At 68.4% G+C, this 21,047-nt stretch carries 13 protein-coding genes and 1 pseudogene; 4 read left to right on the forward strand and 10 right to left on the reverse strand.

The features are described 5' to 3' along the window. Positions 1-89: 89 nt before the first annotated feature. The 5 genes from OHA88_RS08350 to OHA88_RS08370 all read right to left on the reverse strand — a co-directional run bounded on the left by OHA88_RS08350 (position 90) and on the right by OHA88_RS08370 (position 6,813). Positions 90-764: a potassium-transporting ATPase subunit C gene (locus tag OHA88_RS08350; protein ID WP_328624910.1), complete on the reverse strand. Its 675-nt coding sequence runs from the start codon at positions 762-764 to the stop codon at positions 90-92. 5 nt (positions 765-769) lie between these two features. Further along, complete coding sequence (gene kdpB / locus OHA88_RS08355) at positions 770-2,926, reverse strand: potassium-transporting ATPase subunit KdpB (protein WP_328624911.1); 2,157 nt, start codon at positions 2,924-2,926, stop codon at positions 770-772. Next, on the reverse strand, positions 2,923-4,587 hold the full coding sequence (gene kdpA, locus OHA88_RS08360) for a potassium-transporting ATPase subunit KdpA (RefSeq protein ID WP_328624912.1): 1,665 nt from the start codon (positions 4,585-4,587) through the stop codon (positions 2,923-2,925). Before kdpA ends, kdpB (OHA88_RS08355) begins: the two co-directional genes overlap by 4 nt. A 7-nt stretch (positions 4,588-4,594) precedes the next feature. Beyond that, the gene (kdpF, locus tag OHA88_RS08365) at positions 4,595-4,684 is read right to left on the reverse strand and encodes a K(+)-transporting ATPase subunit F (RefSeq protein ID WP_328624913.1); all 90 of its coding nucleotides are present in this window, start codon (positions 4,682-4,684) and stop codon (positions 4,595-4,597) included. 575 nt (positions 4,685-5,259) lie between these two features. Next, a complete protein-coding gene (locus tag OHA88_RS08370) occupies positions 5,260-6,813 on the reverse strand; it encodes a hypothetical protein (RefSeq protein ID WP_328624914.1) in 1,554 nt (517 codons plus the stop codon). A 388-nt stretch (positions 6,814-7,201) separates the two neighbouring features. On the opposite strand from OHA88_RS08370, the gene kdpB (OHA88_RS08375) reads away from it, so the two are divergent. From kdpB (OHA88_RS08375) to OHA88_RS08385, 3 genes and pseudogenes are all read left to right on the forward strand, one after another. After that, positions 7,202-9,352, forward strand: coding sequence for a potassium-transporting ATPase subunit KdpB (gene kdpB, locus OHA88_RS08375; protein ID WP_328624915.1), 2,151 nt, complete (start codon positions 7,202-7,204; stop codon positions 9,350-9,352). A gap of 319 nt (positions 9,353-9,671) precedes the next feature. Then, positions 9,672-10,016, forward strand: a complete 345-nt coding sequence (locus tag OHA88_RS08380) for an SDR family NAD(P)-dependent oxidoreductase (protein WP_443044194.1) — start codon at positions 9,672-9,674, stop codon at positions 10,014-10,016. Further along, positions 9,935-10,402: pseudogene (locus OHA88_RS08385) on the forward strand (serine/threonine-protein phosphatase); the annotation flags it as partial. The gene OHA88_RS08380 and the pseudogene OHA88_RS08385, both read left to right, overlap by 82 nt. Before the next feature lie 351 nt (positions 10,403-10,753). Here OHA88_RS08385 and OHA88_RS08390 read toward each other — a convergent pair. Beyond that, the gene (locus OHA88_RS08390; protein ID WP_328624916.1) at positions 10,754-14,512 is read right to left on the reverse strand and encodes a S8 family serine peptidase; all 3,759 of its coding nucleotides are present in this window, start codon (positions 14,510-14,512) and stop codon (positions 10,754-10,756) included. 570 nt (positions 14,513-15,082) lie between these two features. Between OHA88_RS08390 and OHA88_RS08395 the strand changes: the two genes are divergently transcribed. Further along, complete coding sequence (locus tag OHA88_RS08395) at positions 15,083-16,087, forward strand: LuxR family transcriptional regulator (protein WP_328624917.1); 1,005 nt, start codon at positions 15,083-15,085, stop codon at positions 16,085-16,087. A 568-nt stretch (positions 16,088-16,655) separates the two neighbouring features. On the opposite strand, the gene OHA88_RS08400 is transcribed toward OHA88_RS08395, so the two are convergent. From OHA88_RS08400 to OHA88_RS08415, 4 genes are all read right to left on the reverse strand, one after another. Beyond that, positions 16,656-18,125 carry an MFS transporter gene (locus OHA88_RS08400; RefSeq protein WP_328624918.1) on the reverse strand — a complete coding sequence of 490 codons (1,470 nt, stop codon included), beginning with the start codon at positions 18,123-18,125 and terminating at the stop codon, positions 16,656-16,658. Between the two features lie 57 nt (positions 18,126-18,182). Beyond that, positions 18,183-19,142 carry an NADP-dependent oxidoreductase gene (locus tag OHA88_RS08405; protein ID WP_328624919.1) on the reverse strand — a complete coding sequence of 320 codons (960 nt, stop codon included), beginning with the start codon at positions 19,140-19,142 and terminating at the stop codon, positions 18,183-18,185. An 87-nt stretch (positions 19,143-19,229) separates the two neighbouring features. Then, positions 19,230-20,330: a Gfo/Idh/MocA family protein gene (locus tag OHA88_RS08410; protein ID WP_328624920.1), complete on the reverse strand. Its 1,101-nt coding sequence runs from the start codon at positions 20,328-20,330 to the stop codon at positions 19,230-19,232. A gap of 58 nt (positions 20,331-20,388) precedes the next feature. Further along, positions 20,389-21,000 (reverse strand): nuclear transport factor 2 family protein, encoded by a 612-nt coding sequence (locus OHA88_RS08415; protein WP_328624921.1) that lies wholly within the window; start codon positions 20,998-21,000, stop codon positions 20,389-20,391. Positions 21,001-21,047: the final 47 nt, after the last annotated feature.

Genomic DNA, 21,047 nt, shown 5'->3' on the forward strand with positions numbered 1-21,047 from the left:
GAGGAGTGTCGCGTCATGGACTGGGGAGGGAGCCGACGGCCCGGGGGTACTCCTCGGGCGCCGGCCTCCCGCCCACCGGCGTAAGACGATCACTTCTCGGTGAGTTCCTTGAGTGCGATGTTGAGCTTGAGCACGTTGACCCGGGGCTCGCCCACGAAGCCGAGGGTGCGGCCGTCGGTGTTGTCCGCGACGAGCTTCTCGACCTGCTTGACGTCGAGGTTGTTCTCCTCTGCGACACGGTGAACCTGGAGCTCGGCGTACTCCGGGGAAATGTGCGGGTCGAGACCGGAGCCGGAGGAGGTGACGGCGTCGGCCGGCACGGCCGAGGGCTCCACCTCGTATGTGGCCGTGGAGTTGTCCTTGACGATGGCGGCCTTGGCGGCGGTGACCCAGTCGATCAGGTCCTTGTTGTCGCCGGACCGGTTGGTCGCGCCGGACAGGATCAATGAGTACTGCGTGTTGACGCTGTTGCTGCCCAGCCCGTTGGAGGGACGCGGCTGGAACCACTTCAGGTCGGGACGGGCCGCCTCCTCCGCGTCGTTCGGGTCCTTCTTCGGCAGGTTGTACGTCTGGCCGATGAGTTCGGAGCCGACGACCTTGCCCCCCGACTTGATCTCGGAACCGTTGGCCTTGTCGTTGAACAGGGCCTGGCCCACCCCGGTGACAGCGAGCGGATAGAGGACGCCTGTCACGACGGTCAGGACGAGTAGAGCGCGGAGCGCCGCCCCGACCAACCGTGCGGTGCTGTTGACGGAACTGTTCATGGCGATCAGCCGATTCCGGGGATGAGGGAGATGAGCAGGTCGATGATCTTGATGCCGATGAACGGGGCGACCAGGCCGCCGAGTCCGTAGATCCCGAGGTTGCGTCGGAGCATCTTGTCGGCGCTGGTCGGCCGGTAGCGCACGCCCTTCAGGGCCAGCGGCACCAGCGCGATGATGATCAGCGCGTTGAAGACGACTGCGGAGAGGATCGCGGACTGCGGCGAGGACAGCTGCATGATGTTCAGCTTGTCCAGGCCCGGGTAGACCACCGCGAACATCGCCGGGATGATCGCGAAGTACTTCGCGACGTCGTTGGCGATCGAGAAGGTGGTCAGCGCACCGCGGGTGATCAGCAACTGCTTGCCGATCTCGACGATTTCGATGAGCTTGGTCGGGTTGGAGTCCAGGTCCACCATGTTCCCGGCCTCCTTGGCGGCCGAGGTGCCGGTGTTCATCGCCACGCCGACATCGGCCTGGGCGAGCGCGGGCGCGTCGTTCGTACCGTCACCGGTCATCGCGACGAGCTTGCCGCCCGCCTGCTCACGCTTGATGAGGGCCATCTTGTCCTCGGGAGTCGCCTCGGCGAGGAAGTCGTCGACCCCCGCCTCCTCGGCGATGGCCTTGGCCGTCAGCGGGTTGTCGCCCGTGATCATCACCGTCTTGATACCCATCCGGCGCAGCTCGTCGAACCGCTCCCGCATGCCCTCCTTGACGACGTCCTTGAGGTGAATGACACCCAGCACGCGAGCGCCCTTGTCGTCTTCGACCGCCACCAGCAGCGGCGTACCGCCCGCTTGGGAGATCTTGTTGGCCGTCCGGTCGGCGTCGACGGCAACCTGCCCGCCGCGCTCCGTGACCCAGGCGAGCACCGAACCGGTCGCGCCTTTACGGACCTTGCGGGTCTCGCCCTTCTCGGAGAGGTCCACCCCGCTCATGCGGGTCTGGGCGGTGAAGCCGACCCACTCCGCATGCTCCAGCTCGCCCTGGTGGCGCTCGCGAAGCCCGTACTTCTCCTTCGCCAGGACGACGACGGAGCGGCCTTCGGGCGTCTCGTCGGCGAGCGAGGAGAGCTGGGCGGCGTCGGCCAGTTCGGCCTCCGTCGTGCCCTTGACGGGTACGAACTCGGCGGCCTGGCGGTTGCCGAGCGTGATCGTGCCGGTCTTGTCGAGCAGCAGCGTGGAGACGTCACCGGCGGCCTCGACGGCGCGTCCCGACATGGCGAGCACATTGCGCTGGACGAGGCGGTCCATGCCCGCGATACCGATCGCGGAGAGCAGCGCACCGATCGTGGTCGGGATCAGGCAGACCAGCAGCGCGGTCAGCACGATCATCGACTGCTTGGCACCCGCGTAGATCGCGAACGGCTGCAGGGTGACGACGGCGAGCAGGAAGACGATGGTGAGGGACGCGAGCAGGATGTTCAGCGCGATCTCGTTGGGGGTCTTCTGCCGAGCAGCGCCCTCGACCAGGGCGATCATCCGGTCGATGAACGTCTCGCCGGGCTTGGTGGTGATCTTGATGACGATGCGGTCGGAGAGCACCTTCGTACCACCGGTGACCGCGCTGCGGTCGCCGCCCGACTCGCGGATGACCGGCGCCGACTCCCCCGTGATGGCGGACTCGTCGACGCTGGCGACACCCTCGACGACGTCACCGTCGCCGGGGACGATGTCGCCCGCCTCGCAGACCACCAGGTCGCCGATGCGCAGATCGGTGCCGGGCACCTGTTCCTCAGCCCTGCCGTCCTTGGACAGGCGGCGGGCGACGGTGTCGGTCTTTGCCTTGCGCAGCGTGTCGGCCTGGGCCTTGCCGCGGCCCTCGGCGACCGCCTCCGCCAGGTTGGCGAAGATCGTGGTGAGCCAGAGCCACACGGCGATCGCCCAGCCGAACCAGTCGGTCGGGTCCAGGGCGGCCAGCACGGTGGTGACCACCGAACCGACCAGCACTACGAACATCACGGGCGACTTGATCATCACACGTGGGTCGAGCTTCTTGACGGCGTCCGGGAACGACTTGAGCAGCTGCTTGGGGTCGAACAAACCCCCGCCGACGCGCCCGCTGTCGGGCTTGTGCCCGGAGGGTAGGTCCTGGTGCGGCGCACGGGTCGGAGTGATGGTGGACATGGAGCCGGGCTCCCCTTGCTTTTCTGTACGAGTGGTCATGACGCCAGCCCCTCGGCCAGCGGTCCCAGTGCCAGCGCCGGGAAGAAGGTCAGACCGGTGACGATCAGGATCGTGCCGACCAGCAGCCCGGTGAAGAGCGGCTTGTGCGTGCCGAGCGTGCCCACGGTCGCCGGGACGGGCTTCTGCTCGGCGAGCGAGCCGGCCAGCGCCAGGACGAACACCATGGGCAGGAACCGGCCCAGCAGCATCGCGAGCCCGATGGTGGTGTTGAACCACTGCGTGTCCGCGTTCAGACCGGCGAACGCCGAACCGTTGTTGTTGGCACCCGAGGTGTAGGCGTACAGGATCTCGGAGAAACCGTGCGCACCGGAGTTGGTCATCGAGTGGACCGGGGTGGGCAGGGCCATCGCCGCGGCGGTGAAACAGAGCACCAGCGCCGGGGTGATCAGGATGTAACAGGCCGCGAGCTTGATCTCACGCGTGCCGATCTTCTTGCCCAGGTACTCGGGGGTACGACCGACCATCAGACCCGCGATGAACACCGCGATGATCGCCATGATCAGCATGCCGTAGAGACCCGAACCGGTACCACCCGGAGCGATCTCACCGAGCTGCATGCCCAGCATCGTGATGCCACCACCGAAACCGGTGAACGAGGAGTGGAACGAGTTCACCGCACCCGTCGACGTCAGCGTGGTGGCCACCGCGAAGATCGACGAGCCGCCGACCCCGAACCGGGTCTCCTTGCCCTCCATCGCCCCGCCCGCGATGTCGAACGCCGGCCCGTGGTGGGCAAACTCGGTCCACATCATCAGCGCGGTGAAACCGAGCCAGATCACACCCATCGTCGCCAGGATCGCGTACCCCTGCTTGAGGGAACCCACCATCCGGCCGAAGGTGCGGGTCAACGCGAACGGAATGACCAGGATCAGGAAGATCTCAAGGAGGTTGGAGAGCCCGTTGGGGTTCTCGAACGGGTGGGCCGAGTTGGCGTTGAAATAACCACCACCGTTGGTACCCAGCTCCTTGATCGCCTCCTGGGAGGCGACCGCACCACCGTTCCACTGCTGCGACCCGCCCACGAACTGGCCGACCCCGTGGATACCGGCGAAGTTCTGGATCGCGCCGCACGCGACCAGCGCAATCGCGCCGACCACAGCGATCGGCAACAGGATCCGTACCGTGCCACGCACCAGGTCGGACCAGAAGTTGCCGAGCTCACCGGTACGCGAACGGGCGAAACCCCTCACCAACGCCACCGCGACCGCGATACCCACAGCCGCCGAGACGAAGTTCTGCACCGCGAGGCCACCGGTCTGCACGACATGGCCCATGGCCTGCTCGCCGTAGTACGACTGCCAGTTGGTGTTGGCGACGAAGGAAGCCGCCGTGTTGAACGCCTGATCCGGATCGATCGAGGCGAAGCCGAGCGAGCCGGGCAGACCGCCCTGGAACCGCTGCAGCAGATAGAGGAAGACAACACTCACCGCGGAGAACGCCAGGACCCCACGCAGATAGGCGGGCCAGCGCATCTCCGTATCGGGATCGGCACCGATGGACTTGTAGATCCACTTCTCGACGCGCAGATGCTTCTTCGAGGAATAGACGGCGGCCATGTAGTCGCCAAGGGGGCGGTACGCCAGACCCAGCGCCACCACGAGCGCGAGCAGCTGGAGCACACCAGCAAGGACGGGGCTCATATCGGGCTCAGAACCTCTCCGGGTACAAAAGGGCGAGGACGAGATAGCCCAGCAGAGCGACGGCCACGATCAGACCGACAACGTTCTCGACAGTCACAGCTTCGCCACCCCCTTGGCGACAAGAGCCACCAGCGCGAAGACCGCGATCGTGGTGACGACGAAGGCCAAGTCGGCCACCGTGTGCTCCTCAAAGAGATTCGGATTGAACGGACCTGTTGAGGAAACCCCCTCTGCGAGCGGCCACGCGCTCCGTTGACGGGGCCCTTACGGTCGTCGGTGCTCTCTTGACGGGCCTCTTACGCAGCCGTCCCCAGACCCGGAATGTGCAGGTCCTGAGTACTTCGGACGGCGGTCTGCGGTCCACCGGCCCGTCGCTTTCCGGTCACCGGTCGGGCCGATCCACCCGATGCGGCTGCGCCCCTGCTACGGGGATGTTCAGCCCCCGGCGCGTGGTCCCCGGGACCACCCGGTCACCGGGCTTCAGGACCCGCCCGTGGGGCGGGTGCCAGTCGGATCCCGGGCTGTCGAGGCGTGAGGTGCCCATTGGCCAGATGGCCGCGTCGGTCTTCTTGATCACTTCGAGCCGCCGCGCGTGGGCAGCGAGGTGCGAACCTTGACGACTCTCTGCCATGGTCGGGACACAGGGCCTCTGACGCGGAGGCTCGCGGATGCTCAGTCGCGGAACTCGGCCAGGCGTGGGCGCAGACTCAGCACGGTCAGCGCTGCGGCCGCCATCAGGGCGCCGCCGGCCGCCGGAAGGAGCCCTGCGACCGCGCCCCGCCCCTCGCGCACGGACGTGGCGAAGTGGGTCCGGTTGATCTCGGTGACCTCGTCGAGGGCGTCCATCCATGCGCCGAAGTGGGCGTTGGACTTGTTCTTGTCCCAGCTGATGCAGAACGCGACGGCCTCCCGCTCCTTGCCCTCGGCGACCAGACGGCGGATGGTGCGGTCGTCGCGCTGGTAGACGGCGTACGTCTCGACGGTCCGCTCGGCTGCGGCGCGCTCGCGAGGGAAGGTGATGTTGTCGAGTTCGCGCCGAAATTCGCCCGTGAAGCGCAGGTCGGTGGGGTCGGTGCGGTAGGCGGACCAAGTGTCCTCCAGGCCCGCGTCGTAGGTGTCGATGGTCGCGCCCTCGATTCCGTACAGTTGCTGCGACTTGTCGAGGAACGCCTGCACATAGCTGGTCCGCTCCTGCTTGACCAGGAGGTAGCGGCTTTCGTCGGCGTTCGCGTCGTAGGCGACGGCGCGGGCCCGGGACAGCGCGACGACGGAGTCGAACGCGTCGCGCCGGGCGCCGCGCAGATGCTCGGAGGACGCAGCGATTGCCTGACCGCCGACAGCGAGAGCGATGCAGGCGCAGAGCGTGGCAGCCACCAGCCCCGGATTGAGGATGCGGTGGAAGCCCCGTGCGAGATACCACTGCAGCACCGCGAGAAGGGCGAGAAGCAGCAGGGCGAGCACGACCGCGGTGATCAGTTCGGCACTGAGGCGGGAGCGTGCGGCGTCGTACTCGGCTTCGTACGCGTCGTCGTTGGCGGCGATCAACGCCTGTGACTCGGGCCAGATTTCGGCGGACAGCAGAGCGGTTGCCGAGCGGTAGTCGTCCACTGCTGCAGCCTTGCCGCCCTTGCGGCCGTCGTTCTCCAGGGCGCGGCCGATCAGCTCCTGATAGCGGGCGAAGTTCTCGGTGAGCGCCTCGACGGTGTGCTCGGCCCGCGCGTCGCCCTCTGCGGCGACGGCGAGGGTACGCAGTTCGCGGCTGACGGTGCGGCGTGCGGCGTAGAAGCCGACGGCCTTGCCGTACGGGACGTCCATCCGGTCCGCACCCGCATCACCGCTGGACAGCAAGATGTTGGCAGCCTGCGCGTCCATGTCGTTCAGGGCCAGATCGAGACCGGCGGCGCTGGTGGTTCGCGGAGCGTCGCGTCCTGTCACGGTGTCCCAGGTCGCGGAGACGGCCGGCCCTGCCGGCAGCAGAAGCAGCGCCAGCGCAGCAGTGAGCAGCAGGATCGCGGCGCGGATGAGACGCAGCCTGGCCGGAAGTGTCGCCCAATGCCGCCGCAGCCGCTTCTTCAGAGCATCGGTGCGTGGGCGACCTGGACGCTGCCCCTCTCGTGGCTGCGAGCCGGGACGCCCCGCTGGTGGTACGGCCGTCGCATGGTGTGTTCCGGCTTCGGCCCGGGCCTCCGCCTCCGGACTGTGCCCCGTACCAGCGGTGATGGTCACGCGCCCTCCAGGCTCACACCACGGGCGGTTGTCCGCCCTTCGTGCCGATCAGCCTCAACCCGGCTCGGACGCGAATTGGCCTCCCTTGACTCCGCCCTGATGCTCCGTCAGCGCATCTTGACACGGGCCTGACGCCAGATGCCGACGGCTGTCAGAGGGCCGTAAATACCCCCGGAACAGTGCGGATAAGGAAGGTGCCGGCGACTAGATTCCCTTACTGCCGCTCGAGACAGCGGACGTCAGTGGCATGACACGCACTCGGCGACGAGTATGCGGCTTCCCCGCGCCGCGTCCGCAGTTCGCCTGGTCGACGCCCGGGTGCCCCCTGGCGTCGACCAGGACCATGCGCCTGCCACTCCCTGCAGACCCCATCAGAAGGTCCTTTGTGATGCTCCCCGCCGCCCCCCAGCAGGCTCCGACAGCACATACACCCGGCGGGAGTCCTCCGGACCGGCCGCATCGGCGGCGCTCCCAGCAGGGCGGGTTCTTCGATCCCGTACAGCTGGTGAAGTCCTTCCCCGAAGCACTGCGCAAGTTGCACCCTCGGGCCCTGGTGAAGAACCCCGTGCTGTTCGTCGTCGCCGCCGGATCGGTGCTCACCACGCTCTCCGCGCTCATCCACCCGTCCGTCTTCACCTGGGTGATCAGCATCTGGCTATGGCTGACGGTGATCTTCGCGAACCTCGCGGAGGCGGTCGCAGAGGGCCGCGGCAAGGCGCAGGCCGAGTCGCTGCGCAGGGCACGCATGGACACCGTCGCCCAGCGGCTGCGCCACTGGCGGTACGGGACGGACCTGGCCCGTGCCGAGACCGAGACCGTCGCCGCCACCGACCTCCGGCTCTTCGACTTCGTCCTCGTCGAGGCGGGCGAGCTGATCCCCGCCGACGGCGATGTGGTCGACGGCATCGCGGCGGTCGACGAGTCCGCCGTCACCGGTGAATCCGCCCCCGTCATACGCGAGTCGGGCGGCGACCGCTCCGGCGTCACGGGCGGTACGACGGTGCTCTCCGACCGGCTCGTCGTACGCGTCACTTCCCGTCCCGGACACTCCTTCATGGACCGGATGATCGCCTTGGTCGAGGGCGCACGCAGGCAGAAGACCCCCAACGAGATCGCGCTCAACATCCTGCTCGCCGCGCTGACCATCGTCTTCGTCCTGGTCGTCGTCACGCTCCAGCCGATGGCCGCCTTCGCGCACGCCGCACAGTCCACGACCGTGTTGGTCGCGCTGCTCGTGACGCTCATCCCCACGACGATCGGTGCGCTGCTCTCCGCCATCGGCATCGCCGGCATGGATCGCCTGGTGCAACGCAACGTCCTGGCGATGTCCGGCAGAGCGGTCGAAGCGGCCGGAGACGTCAACACCCTGCTCCTCGACAAGACCGGCACCATCACCCTCGGCAACCGCGAGGCCATCGGCTTCGTCCCGCTGCCCGGTGTCGATGAACTGATGCTCGCGGACGCGGCCCAGCTCTCCTCCCTCTCCGACGAGACGCCGGAGGGCCGGTCCGTCGTCGTCCTGGCGAAGCAGCGGTACGGACTGCGGGCCCCGGCCGAAGGGGAGCTTGCCCACGCACAGTTCGTGGAGTTCAGCGCCCAGACCCGGATGAGTGGCATCGATATGCACTGGGACAACGGGGCCACCTGTCACATCCGCAAGGGCGCCGCGGCGCAGGTGATGAACTGGGTGGAAATCCGTGGTGGGACCGTTCCGTCCCAGGCGGTCCTGTGGTCCGACTCGATCGCCTCGAGCGGTGCTACGCCGTTGCTGGTCGCCGTCGACGACTGGGACGGACCGAGAGTGCTCGGCATCATCCACCTCAAGGATGTCGTCAAGGACGGCATCCGGGAACGCTTCGCGGAGCTGCGCCGCATGGGTATCCGCACGGTGATGATCACCGGCGACAATCCTCTGACCGCCAAGGCGATCGCCCAAGAGGCCGGCGTCGACGATTTTCTCGCCGATGCCACCCCCGAGGACAAACTCGCCCTGATCAAGCGCGAGCAGGAGGGTGGCAAGCTCGTCGCGATGACCGGTGACGGTACCAACGACGCGCCCGCGCTGGCTCAGGCGGACGTCGGCGTGGCGATGAACACCGGTACCTCGGCCGCCAAGGAGGCCGGGAACATGGTGGACCTGGACTCCAACCCGACCAAGCTCATCGAGATCGTCCAGATCGGCAAGCAACTCCTCATCACCCGGGGCGCGTTGACGACGTTCTCGATCACCAATGACGTCGCCAAGTACTTCGCGATCATCCCGGCCATGTTCACCGGCGCCTATCCCGGGCTGGAAGCCCTCAACCTCATGGGACTGCACAGTCCTACCTCCGCGATCACCTCGGCGATCATCTTCAACGCTCTGATCATCGTGGCGTTGATTCCGCTCGCCCTGCGCGGCGTGCGCTACACCCCGGCGTCGGCGCACGCCCTCCTGCGCCGCAACCTCGCGGTGTACGGCCTGGGCGGGCTGGTGCTCCCGTTCATCGGCATCAAGCTGATCGACCTGCTGATCTCCACGATCCCCGGGCTCGGCTGACCCGCATCAGAGGGGTGTCAGGAACAGCCGGGAAGTCTTGAGCCGTTGTCCGCGAGCCGGTTGGATGGTGAGCGTGAACAGCGAGTGGCTCCTTCTCGACCGGCCGCCTCATCAGGCGTCGCCTGGTCGTGTGCCCCGCTGTTCGGACACGCCGGTTTCCCTCCCCTACGCCTTCGGGGCGTAGGGGAGCACCTGACGCGTAGTCCGTAACCCCGGGGTGCCGTGACCTGGTCCGGTGCCCCTTTGTCGTATCCGTACACGCCCGGCCCCTCCGCAAGCGCGGCGGGCGGCGAAGCGTGCCCAGATCCATGGATGGACCATGTCCGACTCGAATCTTTCCTCCCGCACCGTCCTCGTTACCGGGGCCACCTCCGGCATCGGCTACGAGACGGCACGGCTGCTCGCCGAGCGCGGCGCCACCGTCCTCGTACACGGCCGCACGGCCGAAGAGGCGCAGGCAGCGACCGACAAGCTCACCTCCGCGGCCGGAGTCCCCGCCGAGCAACTGTGCCCCTTCGGAGCGGGCTTCTCCCGCCTCGAAGAGGTCGAACGGCTCGCCCACCGAGTCGTCGTCGCCACCCCGTCGAGGTGGCGCAGGCGGACGGCGTTCGGATGTATCTGCCGTTGCTGGACGGCAGCGACGAGTTGGGAGTGCTGGCACTGACCCTGGACGCCGTCGATGACGACGACCGGCGGCTGCTGCGCCCTCTGGCGAGTCTGGTCGCCGACATTCTGGTCATCAATCACGCATACGCCGACCGGTTCTTCCAGGCCCGCCGTCGCGAACCGATGAGTGTGGCCGCGGAGATGCAATGGTCCCTGCTGCCGCCGCTGACCATGTCTGTGCCACAGGTCGCTGTAGGCGGAGCGGTCGAGCCCGCGTACGACATCGCGGGCGACAGCTTCGACCACGACCTCAACGACAACATCCTGCACGCGGCGGTCATCGACGCGATGGTCCACGGCCTGGACGCCGCCACGATGGCGACCGTCGCCGTCGGCGCCTACCGGCATGCCCGACACTCCGGCATCGGCCTGGCCGAGAAGTACCGGACAGCGCCTGGGTGACGTGGCCCAGCTGCCCGCCTCTAAGCCAGCGAGGCCCTGGTGCGGGCACTTGTCACTGCCAAGCCCGCGATGGACCGTCGCCCGCCCATCCGGGGGTACCCCCGTCTCGTGTTGCCGCTTCAGAAGACCGTCGGAGAGGTGCTCAGGTGGTTCTGCGGTCGTCGCTACCGGCTCGGCGGAGTCGGTCGGCGTTGTGGGTGATGGTATCGATGCGGGCTGCAAGGTCGGGGGGCCTTGAGGTGTGCGTGGGTGTCGGCGAGGGGGTCCCTCGTGCGGCCCCTGTCCGCGGTCTCCACCGCGGACAGGAGCCTTTTGGTCAGCCGCCCGCCGTCGCTACTTCAGGCCGAAGGCGCGGATCACGGTCTGGCTCACACTGTTCCCCTTCGTGTCCCGCGCCGTCGTGCGCAGGCTCGCGAAGCGGGCCCGGGACGGCGCGTCGAGCTGCGCCTTCCAGTCGCCGCCCGACTGCCGCAGCGTCGTCCGGCGCCACGTGGCACCGTCGTCGTACGACAATTCCAGCGTCACCGCGCGGATCGCGCCCGCGCCCGCCGCTCCCTTCAGGTGCGATGGGGTGACCGTCAGCCCGGTCCGCCGGTGCGCCTTGCCGGCCAGGTTGGTGGCCACCGCGTAGTCGAGCTGCACCAGCGGCAGAGGCGTAAGAACCGTGTAGTCCGTGGTGCTGGAGGTGAACCCCCACTCGGTGCGGGTACGGATCGAGTACGGCCGGTCCGGCAGGTTCCGCTTGCCCTCCACCACCATGCGGTAGGGCAGCGCGTCCGGTGACACGCCCTCGACGGTGACAATCCGCTCGTTGACGTCCTCGCCGAGCAGTTGGTCGCCCTGGTACAGCGAGATCTTCGAGGTGTCGCTATCGGCCCAGACGACGCCGGCGTGGCCGCCGGCGTCTCCCCAGGCCGGTACAACGGAAGTGCTGATGACGTCGCCGGTCCGGAAGGGGGCCCGCCAGCTGACGCCGTCGTTGAGCAGTCGCGGGCGCTGGATGGATGAGAACCAACTCTCGCCAGTGGTGCTGCGCGGCTTGTACGAACGCGCCAGGCCTCTTTGGCCGAGGTCGCTCATGCCCGCGCCGGAGACCCAGCGGACGCCGGTGCCCGCCGTGACCCACGACGTCAGCGTGCCCTGGGTCGCGACCGGCGTGGAGTCACTGAGCATGGGGCCGTTGAAGATGGCGGACACGTCCTGCCGGTCCTCCAGGGCCTCGCCCTGCCTGGTGTCGCGGAACGACTCGTCGATCCGGGCCAGTTCGCCGGGGCCGGGCCGGTAGGACGGGTCGCGCGGGATCACCCCGTCGTGGTGGCGGACCAGGTCGTACAGGTAGCGCGGATGCGGGTGCGAGACCACCCTCAGCGTCGCCGTGCCGGTCTTTCGAAGCCGGCTGAGCAACCGTGCGCTGTCGTCGGTACCGAGCGAGGCCACTGGCAGCGGAGCGGCATCGGGCAGATCCGCCCAGGGGTCAAACTTTCCGTAGCCGTCGTTCAGGATCAGCAGCTGCCTGGCACCGGCCTTCGCCGCGGCCGCGGCCTGGTCCGGGGCGGGCACGGTGTCGCTGCGGCGGACGACCGCCACCTGGCCGCGCACCTTCAGCTTGCGGAAGTCCGCAGCCGATCCGTTGCCGGCCCACACAGCCCGGTAGCTGCCCGTGCCCTCAGGCAGCGCAGGGGACAGGCTCTGGATGACGACGCCGGCGTAGGTCTGCGAACCGGAGGAGAACGTCAGCGGCGGCTGGACCTGCCGCCAGCGGGTCGCGAAGGTATACGACCCCTTCGTCACCTTCGGCGTCGGGGTCACCCAGAGGCTGTCGTACAACCAGGACTCGGGCATGTAGCTGTCCATGAACGGGAACAGGTCGCCGTTGGTGCGGTACTGGTCCACCCGCATGAACTGGTTGGCGGTCGACTGCGGGGTGTAGGCGGCCGCCTTGCGCAGGTTCGCGGCGTCGAAGCGGACGGTGCGGTCGGCGTCGAGGTCGATCTGCGGCGCGGAGAACATGGCGAAGCCCAGCGTGTGCGTGCCGTCGATCCCGGGCACGGCGGTGTTCATCCACGCCGAGTAGGTGCTCGGGGGCAGGCGCAGGCTCAAGCGGCCCGAGGCGTCGATCTCGTACATCTTGGGCGCGGTGTTGCGCTCGACGTCCTTCAGGACGAGTGTGCCGGGCAGGGCGTCCCCGTGGCGGTCCTTCGCCGTGACGGACAGCGTGACCCGTCGCCCCTCCTTGTTCACGCCGACCGGCGTGCGGGTGAGGACCGTGCCGTCGGCGCGGGTGGCAGTGAGCCGACTGGAGTAGGCGGCATTGTCCTCCGCCGCGTCGAGGTGGGTGATCACGCCGACGGTGGCGGAGCCGCGCGCGGGCACGGTCAGCCGCGAGTCGGTGAGGGTGAACACACCTTCGGGCAGCTGGTCCTGGCTCAGGGACAGGTCCACGGTGACCGGCTCGGACCCGGTGTTCGTGTAGGTGACGTCCTTGCGGACGGTCTGGCTGGGCGTGTACGGGTAGTGGGCCTGGGCGAACGCGGACCCGGAGGCGAACAGCGTGGCCTTCACAGCGGCGGCGATGTCGAGCCGACCGCTGCCGGCATCGAAGGGGCTGAACCGCTGGGTGCTCGCGGTGGTGCTGACCAGGGCGTCCTTGAGCTGCTGCCCCGTCCAGTCCGGGTGCTTGGCGGCCAGCAGGGCCGCCGCGCCCGCGACGTGCGGTGTCGCCATCGACGTACCGCTCATCGTCTGATAGGCGCCCTCACCCTCCGCCGCGTACTGCGAGCGGGCCGCCAGCACGTTCACACCCGGGGCGGTCAGATCGGGCTTGATGGCGTTGTCGCCCACGCGGGGGCCACGGCTGGAGAAGCTCGCCAGCTGGTCCACGCCCTTCCCCGGGCCGTTCACCGCGCCGACCGTCAGCGCTGCGTCCGCCGCTCCCGGGGCGCTCACGCTGTACGCCTCCGGACCGGAGTTGCCCGCCGCGATGACGAACAGCGTTCCGGTCTCCTCGCTGAGCCGGTTCACCGCCTGGCTGAGCGGATCGGTGCCGTCAGTGGGCCCGCCTCCCAGGCTCATACTGACGACCTTGGCGTGCTGGTCCCGGGCGGCCCACTCCATGCCCGCCAGTATCCAGGAGTCCTGACCACTGCCGTCGTTGTCCAGCACCTTGCCGATGTGCAGCCCGGCGCCCGGGGCGACGCCCTTCTCCTTGCCGCCGGACGCCGCCCCGGTACCGGCGACAGTCGAGGCGACATGGGTCCCGTGGCCCTGCCGGTCGGTGACGTCCTGCCCCGGCACGAAACTCTCCGTGGCCACGATGCGGCCGGCGAAGTCCGGGTGCGTGGCGTCGATCCCGGTGTCCAGCACCGCGACGTCCACACTCTGCCCGGTGTCCCCGCCCGCCCAGACCTCGGGAGCCCCGATCTGCGCGGTGGTGTCGGAAAGCGTGGCCTTGACCTTCCCGTCCAGCCACACCTTCGCGACCCCGCCCGCCAGCGCCGCCGGCACCGACCCGGCCGAGCGCGCCCCTGTAAGCGCCCTGCGGGCACCGGTGAGGGAGGACCAGAAGTCCGCCGCCCGTGTGTGCTTCGCGGATATCGCCGCGCCCTGGATGCTGCTCAGGGCCAGGGTCCTGCTGGCGCCCTCCGGGGTCTTCATGGCCCGGGAGCGGGCCGCCGCGTCGGTGTACGTGACGATCAGCGGCAGATGGTCGCTGCGCGCGTCGTCGTAGCCGTCCGCGAGCAGCTCGGTCACGTTGAACAGGTGCTCGTCCAGTGCCCCGGACTCGATGAAGGGCAACGCCACGTCGGGATACACGTAGATGTCGTCACCGACCGACATGACGTGAGCGCCACCGGTCCTGCCCTGCGGATCGGCTACCGACGTGACCGAGTGCCTGCCACCGTTCGCGGTCACCGTGACCTTGTCACCGGTGATCAGCGTGACGGTACGCACAATCGCAGGACCGGCAGCGGCGGTTGCGGTGAGGGATGGAGGCGTCGGAGCGACGTCGGCCGACGCGGCAGGACCGGTGGCCGTCAGCACCATCAGGGCGGTGACGGCGGCCGTCAACCCGCGTCTGCGGGACGGAGACATACGCAAGGGAACCTCATGAACTAGATGGGCAGCGGTCCTTGGCAGTCAGCCATCCGTTCGCATCACTGTAAAGTCAGCGCTTTGGCACTTCTGTGCCACGTCACCAAGTGGACATGGCGCAAGTCCGCGCAATGATCTCCAAGCGGGACATGCTGCACGGCGCGAGGAGTTGTCGGTTTCCCAAGGAAGCCCAACCACGCAAGCCGGCCGCCGCTGTCTTGCGCAGTACGGCCGGGTATGCCTCAACATGCAGTTCCCTTGACCCTTTGACGAATCGTCACACCAGCCGTCTTGTCTTCGTCGACTGCCCGGCTGGACGCTGCGAGCAGGAATGATGCTCCGGATGTTCAGCCCACACGCCCGCGGCCCGCCGTCCTGGCCCTGGGCTTCTTCCCGGCAGCCGGAGTGGTGCGTCGAATCGATCGAAGATGTCGTTCTTTGCGGCGGCTCGACGGCAGCAGATCGAGGGACCCCAACTGGAGGCAACCCCGGGGCCCGTTCCTCTGGCCGCCACCACGGCTTGTATTTTCCTGATCGGTGTCACACGGGCAAGGCCAGAGGTGGAGAGCAATGATGGAAAACGACGCACCCTTGGAGTTGGTTGGACTCGATACAGAGGCGGAGGCTGTCTATCGCCATCTTCTGGTGCGTGGCGGCGGGACTGTCGACGAGATAATGGCGGCATTCGGAGTGAGCTTCGAGCACGCGTTGGCATTGCTCGAACGTCTGCACCACTCCGGGTTGGTCAGCCGTAGATCCTCGGGGGCGTTCCTCACGGTGGATCCCCGTCACGCGCTGCGGACACTGGTGGAGTCACGCGAGCGTCAGCTGGCTGCAGTGCGGGACGCGGCGGGGCCGTTGGGTGCGATCTTCGACGACGCCAGGCGGTCCAGTACGGCCGAACCCGCCACCAGGACCATCAGCGGTCCCGAGGCGGTCGGCGACTGCTACTACCGCTTGAAGCAGGCTGCCCGATCCGAGATCTGCGCCATGGACCGCCCTCCGTTCCTGCTGGCTCCGAATGGACCACTCGACGAGGCAGCGGTCCGGCGCGGGGTGCGGGTGCGTGTCGTCTACGCGGCTGCCAGTTTCGATGCTGAAGGCGGCTGGCAGGCGCTGGGCAGCCTCGTGTCGCGTGGGGAAGAAGCCAGGGTCGTACCGGCGCTGCCTATCAAATTGGCGATGGCGGACCGGTCGGCCGCGATGGTCTCGCTGAGCTTGTCAGCCGACAGCAACGAGTGTCTCTACACCGAAGCTCCCCCCTTGCTGAAAGCATTGACCGAACTCTTCGAGCATTACTGGACCACTGCGCCCTCACTGAGTGGGGGCCCCGACTCCGAGTCGTTGCCGTCACCAGCGCCGTCCGCCCAAGGCGACCGGACCCGGAAACCCACTGACGAAGAACGGAACTTGCTTGCGCTCTTTGCTGCTGGGGTCAAGGACGACGCCATTGCCCGCCAGTTCGGGGTCTCGACACGGACGCTGCGGCGGCGGATCCAAGACCTTTACACGGAACTGGGGACCACCAACCGGTTCGGAGCTGGTGTCGCAGCAGCTCGACGCAACTGGGTTTGAGCATCCCGACCCCGTTCGGACCATTGGGAATTCCCCACGAGCCGACGACTCCCTCGGCCCGGATCGCGCCGGACCATCCGATCGCATCGAGCGTCGGGCGGGCCCTTCGGGGTGGCCAAGTGCGTGCATGGCGCCCACGTTGGTGCGGCACAGAACGGCGTCCGGGGTCTGGATGGAGCCGAGCTCGGTGGGGACCGTGTCGGTTCCTTCGAGGCGCAGGGGTGAGACCGTGCCACGACGTGGGTACCTTCACCCTCCACCAACCCTCAGTAACGCCAATGGCCCTGAGCAGGGCGCAGGTCCACACCATCGCCCCCTAGGCAATCGGCGGCTCGGCCACGCCTGCATGCTTCTGGCCAGCTGGCTCAGGAAGTTGATTGGTTCAGACACCGCCTCCCCATCAAAGCCGGCCCGCAGATACGGCCACAGATCAACGATGAGCGGCTCGCCCCAGCCTTTCGTGAGCGCTGCGATCAGCGCGTCGAGGTAGGCCCGCAGGTCTGCATCGGCTTCACGCGCCGCCTGACCGTCGTCGTCACTCACAGCGGTCCGGGCTCGGGCGTAAAAGTCAGATCGCCATCTCGGGGACCTTGGAGGATTCGGTGGTGTGGTGGCTGGGGCGGGGTGCGTCGACCGCGAGGAGGGAGATCAGCGCGGAAAGGACGAGGAAGCCGACCGCCCACCAGTAGGCCGTGGAGAATCCGTGCACCAGCGCGGCGTTGGTGTTGGCCTTGCCCTGTGCGCGGGAGAGCAGGTAGGTGGCGGTGGAGCTGGCCGCGATGGTGTTCAGCAGTGCGGTGCCGACCGAACCGCCGACCTGCTGGGAGGCGCCGACCATCGCGGAGGCGACACCGGCGTACTCGGGCTGGACTCCGTGGGTACCCAGGCTCATGGAGGGCATGAAGGCGGTGCCGATGCCCAGGCCGGTGATGATCTCGGCGACGGCGAGCAGGCTGTAGGAGCTGTCTTCCCGCAGTAGGACCAGCAGGAGCACGCCGACTGCGGTGACGAGGTAGCCGCCGCTCATCAGCAGGCCGGGGCGCATCCTGCCGGTGAGCCGCGTGCCGATGACCATGGAGCCGAAGGCCTGGGCGGCAGCCAGCGGCAGGAACGCCGCACCGGTTTCGATCGGGGAGTAGCCCTTGACCAGCTGCAGGTAGTAACTGAGGAACAGGAACATGCCGAACATGCTGATCACGGCAAGGCCCACTGAGAGGTAGGCGCCGGCCCGGTTGCGTTCCGTCAGGATGTGCAGTGGCAGCAGCGGCGATGTGAGCTTGCGCTCCAGGATGACGAAGGCCAGCAGGAGGATCACGCTTGCGATGAGCATCGTGATGGTGAGGCCGGAGTCCCAGCCGCGGCTCTCTGCCTCGGCGAAGCCGAAGACCAGGGCGACCAGGCCCAAAGTCGCGAGGATCGCGCCGGGTATGTCCAGGCGGGTGCGCTTGCCCTCGATGGGGATGTCGTGGACCACAGTGATTGTGCCGATGATGCCGATGGCGGCAATCGGGATGTTGACCAGCATCGACCAGCGCCAGTTCAGGTATTGGGTGAGCACCCCGCCGAGCAGCAGGCCGAGGGCGCCGCCGGCGGTGGCGATGGCGCCGAAGATACCGAAGGCCTTGGCGCGTTCCTTGGGGTTGGTGAAGGTCAGCGAGATCAGGGCCAGTGCGGAGGGCGCCAGCAGGGCACCGAAGACGCCCTGCCCGGCGCGCGCGGTCAGGAGAATGCCCAGGTTCGTGGCGGCTCCGCCCAGTGCGGAGGCCAGGGCGAAGCCGACCAGGCCGATGGTGAAGGTCCGCTTGCGGCCCAGGAGGTCGCTCAGGCGCCCGCCGAGGATGAGCAGTCCGCCGAAGGCCAGGCCGTAGGCGGTGATGACCCACTGGCGGCCGCCCTCGGAGAAGTGCAGGGCGTCCTGGGCTGAGGGCAGCGCGATGTTCATGACCGCGCTGTCCAGGAAGACCATCAGCTGGGCGATGGATATGAACAGCAGTGCGGCCCAGCGGCGCGGATGCAGATGTGTGGATGTCGCAGACATGAAGGAAGAGGTCCTCAGCAGTTGGTTGATGTGGTGCTGGTACTGGTGCTGGGAGGGTCAGAACTCCAGGACGAGTCGGCCGCGGACACCGCCGGCCTCGAGGAGACGGTGGGCTTCGGCGGCCTGTTCCGCCGGCAGGACGCGGGCGATGCGCAAGGTGAGTTCGCCTGCTTCGGCCTGAGAGCGCAGGCGGTCCAGCCGGGCGCGGTCGTCGAGGTAGTCCGGAACGAACACCATGTAGGTGCGCAGGGATCGGCGTCGCAGATCGACGGGGCGAAGAGCGCGGGGGCCCTCGCCGAGGAACGTGACGATGACGCCGCCGTCGCGGACGGCCCCGGCCACCGCCGAGGAGCCGATGACGGCCGCGTCCACCAGTCCGTCCACGCCCTCCGGCACGGCGTCGAGAATGCGCCGGGCCACGCCGGGTCCACGCAGTACTACGAGGTCGGCCCCCATCGAACGCACGAGTTCCTCGTCCGCCGGCGACGCGTCCGCCACCACTGTGAGCCCCTCGGCCCTGGCCATCTGGATCACGAGTCCGCCGACCACTCCCGCACCACCGGTGACCGCGACGCTCTGCCCGGCGGAGAGGCCGAGCAGGTCAAGGGCCCGCCGGGCGGTCAGTCCGTTCATGGGTAGCGTCGCAGCCTCGGCATGGCTGGTTCCCTCGGGTGCGCGGGTCACCCGTTGCGCGGGCAGGGTCAGGTACTGCGCATAGGCGCCGCCGCCGGGCTCGGTCGGCATGGTCATCGCCATCACCCGGTCCCCGATGCGCAGATCGGTGACCGCGCCCGCCCCGATCTCGTCCAACACTCCGGCGGCTTCCATGCCCGGGACGTACGGGGGTGCAGGGGAGATGAGGCCGAGTGAACCGTTGCGCAGATACCTGTCGCCGGGGTTCACCGATGCGGCGTGCACCCGGACGCGCACCTGACCGGGGCCGGCGTGGGGCTCGGGCACCTCGAAGACCCGCAGGGCTTCCGGCCCCCCGAATCGGGTTACGCCTACTGTCTTCATGATCCCTCGCAATTATTGACCGTTCGTTACGGATTCGAGGCATGGGGATGCCCGGGTGGGCACGGCGTTCCCGCCGGGTCGGGCCGGTCAGGCCAGGGTTTGCGCGGCGCCTTCGGCGGATGAGCGGTCGATGGCGTCCAGGAGCTGGTGGCGCGTGTGGGCGTAGGCGAAGTCGGGGACCGTGCGGGTCCCTTCGCGCAAGTCCCGTCCCAGGTGCGTGTAGAGCGCGGCGACGTTCCTGGCCGGGCCGGTGAGGCCTGCGGGGATGTCGGTGGAGTACGCGGCGGGCACCTCGAGGGGGGAGACGGTCGTGTCCGTGCCGAAGCCGGCCTGGAGCGTGAGGTCGGTGACCTGGAGGTTGCCCCACGGGGCGGTCAGGACGAGGTCCCCGTCGGTGCCGTTGATCTCCCAGCGGAAGTTGTCGCCGCGGGAGGTGCCGCCGCGGTAGAAGACGGACGCCGCGGCGCCGCTGTCGAGGGTGCCGATGAGGGAGATCTGGTCCGGGGCGGTCACCGGGACGACGGTGTTGCCGTCGTCGGTCACGGTGACCTGCGTGCGGCCCAGAACGAGGTCGGCCGACAGGTGGCCGAACTGGCCGAGCGTGACGTTGAGCGCGTCGATGGCGTGGAGGGCGGCGCCGGACAGCGGAGTGGCACCCTGCGTCCGGTCGTACCAGTACGCATGGGCCCGGGTGGTCTCCCCGCCCCAGACCATGCCGGAGGCCACCATGCTGGTGCCCAGGACTCGGCCGATCCGGCCGTCCTCGACAAGGCGGCGCGCGTAGCGGAGTTCGGGGTGGTAGCGGCCCTGCAGGCCGATGGCGGTGCGAACCCCCGCAGCCTCGGCGCGCCGGGTCAGCTCCGTGGCCTCGGCCAGGTTCAGGGCGAGCGGCCATTCGGCGTAGACGGTCTTGCCTGCGTCGATCGCCGCCGAGATCAGCTCCCGGTGGTGGGGGACCTTGACCGCGACCACGACGACGTCGACCCCGGGATGGGCAAGGAGGTCCGCGTGGTTGTCGAAGGCGGCCTCGACCCCGAACTCCTTCCCGGCAGCGTTCGCGGATTCCTGGCGCGAGGTGCTGACGGCGCGCAGTTCGAAGTCCGGCAGTGCCTTCAGGGCGGGTATGTGGCTGATGGAGGCCCAGCCTCCCTGGCTGCCGCCGATGATGCCGACACCGATGGTGCTCATGTTTCACTCCTGCGAATAGGGGCCCTGACGGGCCCACGGGGGCGTGTCTGTCTTGTTGTTACTTCTTCGGCGCGGAGGGCGGCGTCCAATTGGGGACGTTGTCCACCCGGAACCGGGACAGCACGGTGCTGTCGATGTACCAGTGGCCGTTGATCCGCTTGTACGTGTCGTGGTACTCGCCGTAGCCGTGGAAGCCGTTCTTGTAGCTGGAGCCGGCCGGGAAGCTCACGTAGTCCTCCATCGCCCAGATTGCCGAGGCGCGGTTGCCGTGCACCTGAATCTCCGGGAGGAAGCCCTGGTGGGCGCTGGGGGCGTCGCCGAGCAGCGCCGCCGTCTTCTCGGCGAGCTCCTTGCCGCTGCTGTACTTGGCGCCGACGTCGATCGTGGGGTGAGCGGTGAAGAGCGTGGCCAGCTTCGACCACTGCTTGCTGTCGATGGACCGGAAGTAACGCGCCTTCAGCTGCCGGATGTCCTCGATGTCGGCCAGCCGCTGCACACTGGTCGCGTTCGACGCGGTACGGGAGTGCGCCGGGTCGTGCTCGCCGGACGCGGGCTGGGCGGCCCAGGCCGCCGCTCCTGCGCCGCCGCCGACCAGCAGCGTGGCCGCCGCGGCCGCGCCTGCCACGCGGGAGCGCCACACGGAGGGCTTACGGGATTCCTGTTCGTCCATGGTGTCTTCCTTTCGGCTCCGCGCCTCGTGGGCGGGCGCGGCAGGTC

This window comes from Streptomyces sp. NBC_00353 (assembly GCF_036108815.1).
In the GTDB taxonomy this organism is placed as follows: Bacteria; Actinomycetota; Actinomycetes; order Streptomycetales; family Streptomycetaceae; genus Streptomyces.

Coding starts and splice junctions, on each gene's coding strand:
- OHA88_RS08350 (WP_328624910.1), bottom strand. CDS start 764: ATGAACAGTTCCGTCAACAGCACCGCACGGTTGGTCGGGGCGGCGCTC.
- kdpB (WP_328624911.1), bottom strand. CDS start 2,926: ATGACCACTCGTACAGAAAAGCAAGGGGAGCCCGGCTCCATGTCCACC.
- kdpA (WP_328624912.1), bottom strand. CDS start 4,587: ATGAGCCCCGTCCTTGCTGGTGTGCTCCAGCTGCTCGCGCTCGTGGTG.
- kdpB (WP_328624915.1), top strand. CDS start 7,202: ATGCTCCCCGCCGCCCCCCAGCAGGCTCCGACAGCACATACACCCGGC.
- OHA88_RS08380 (WP_443044194.1), top strand. CDS start 9,672: ATGTCCGACTCGAATCTTTCCTCCCGCACCGTCCTCGTTACCGGGGCC.
- OHA88_RS08390 (WP_328624916.1), bottom strand. CDS start 14,512: ATGTCTCCGTCCCGCAGACGCGGGTTGACGGCCGCCGTCACCGCCCTG.
- OHA88_RS08395 (WP_328624917.1), top strand. CDS start 15,083: ATGATGGAAAACGACGCACCCTTGGAGTTGGTTGGACTCGATACAGAG.
- OHA88_RS08400 (WP_328624918.1), bottom strand. CDS start 18,125: ATGTCTGCGACATCCACACATCTGCATCCGCGCCGCTGGGCCGCACTG.
- OHA88_RS08405 (WP_328624919.1), bottom strand. CDS start 19,142: ATGAAGACAGTAGGCGTAACCCGATTCGGGGGGCCGGAAGCCCTGCGG.
- OHA88_RS08410 (WP_328624920.1), bottom strand. CDS start 20,330: ATGAGCACCATCGGTGTCGGCATCATCGGCGGCAGCCAGGGAGGCTGG.
- OHA88_RS08415 (WP_328624921.1), bottom strand. CDS start 21,000: ATGGACGAACAGGAATCCCGTAAGCCCTCCGTGTGGCGCTCCCGCGTG.